This window comes from Desulfovibrio sp. 1188_IL3213 (assembly GCF_036763145.1).
Lineage (GTDB): Bacteria > Desulfobacterota > Desulfovibrionia > Desulfovibrionales > Desulfovibrionaceae > Desulfovibrio.
This window is the reverse complement of the sequence record NZ_JBAIYR010000555.1, coordinates 1-1271: the sequence shown is the minus strand read 5'-3', so window position 1 is coordinate 1271 and position 1271 is coordinate 1. Positions and strand designations below refer to the sequence as shown.

Here is a 1271-nt window from a genome sequence, read left to right as displayed (position 1 = left end):
ACATTCTCAAAGTTTAAGGCACGCTCACTTCGGCGTTTAACCGCGCAGATAAACTGCGCTTACGCCTCCGTAGCGAACGTCTGCTCACGCAGCCGCCAGAGCAATTTCAAAGTGAAATTGCTCTAAATGCTTCCGGGGCGTTTGCTTCGGCGCGTAACCGTGCAAATGAACAGCTCCAGTGAACAGGCCGACCGCATATGCGGTCGGCCTGAAGTGTTTTTGCCGGGAGCGGTATTTTTATTCGGCCGGGGCCAGGCGCTCGGCCAGGCGGGTGAAGCGTTTGCGCGTCTTGTTGTTCTTGACGGCCATGTGCAGCGCGCGGGACTCGCCCACCAGGATGACGAGTTTTTTGCCGCGTGTGGCTCCGGTGTAGATAAGGTTGCGCTGCAGCAGCACATAGTGCTGCATCATGATGGGTATGACCACGGCGGGGTATTCCGAACCCTGGGATTTGTGAATGGATATGGCGTAGGCCGGGGCCAGCTCGTCCAATTCATCAAATTCGTAGGGAACCACGCGATCATCAAAGGTGACGCTCAAGGTGCGATCGGCAAGATCAAGAAAGCTGATCCGCCCCATGTCGCCGTTGAATACGTCCTTATCGTAGTTATTGCGTATCTGCATGACCTTGTCGTGCAGGCGAAAGGACCGTTCGCCGCGCCGAACTTCCAGACCGTTGGGGTTCAGGGCCTCCTGCAGGCGCGCATTCATCTGTCCCGCGCCCACGGCCCCCTTGTGCATGGGGGTGAGCACCTGGATGTCGTCCACGGGGTCAAGCCCGAAGCGACGCGGAATATGGTTGCGCACCAGATCAACCATGAGGTCGGCGGCTTTTTCCGGATCGTTCTGATGGATAAAGTAAAAGTCGGAAAGGCGGTCCTTGCTGGACTCCAGCGAAGGAACCTCGCCCCGGTTGATAAGGTGGGCATTGCAGATGATTTCGCTTTCCGCCGACTGACGGAAAATTTCCGTAAGCTCCACCACGGGGACTACGCCGGAAGCGATGATGTCGGCCAGCACGTTGCCGGGACCCACCGAGGGCAGTTGGTGCACATCGCCCACCAGCACAAGGGTCGCACCCAGGGGAACGGCCTTGAGCAGGTGGTAGAAAAGCAGGGTGTCCATCATCGAGGCTTCGTCCACCACCAGCAGGCCGCAGGCCAGAGGGCTGTCCTCATTGCGGGCGAAGCCGTCTTCCTTGGGGCTGTACTCCAGCAGGCGGTGGATGGTGCGGGATTCGCGCCCCGATGTTTCGGCCATGCGCTTGGCCA

At 58.9% G+C, this 1271-nt stretch carries 1 protein-coding gene; it reads right to left on the bottom strand.

The window, feature by feature from the left end; translation table 11 throughout:
• Positions 1 to 237: 237 nt before the first annotated feature.
• The coding region (locus V6C16_RS13535; RefSeq protein WP_333536954.1) for an ATP-dependent DNA helicase at positions 238 to 1271 on the bottom strand (1034 nt) is incomplete at its 5' end.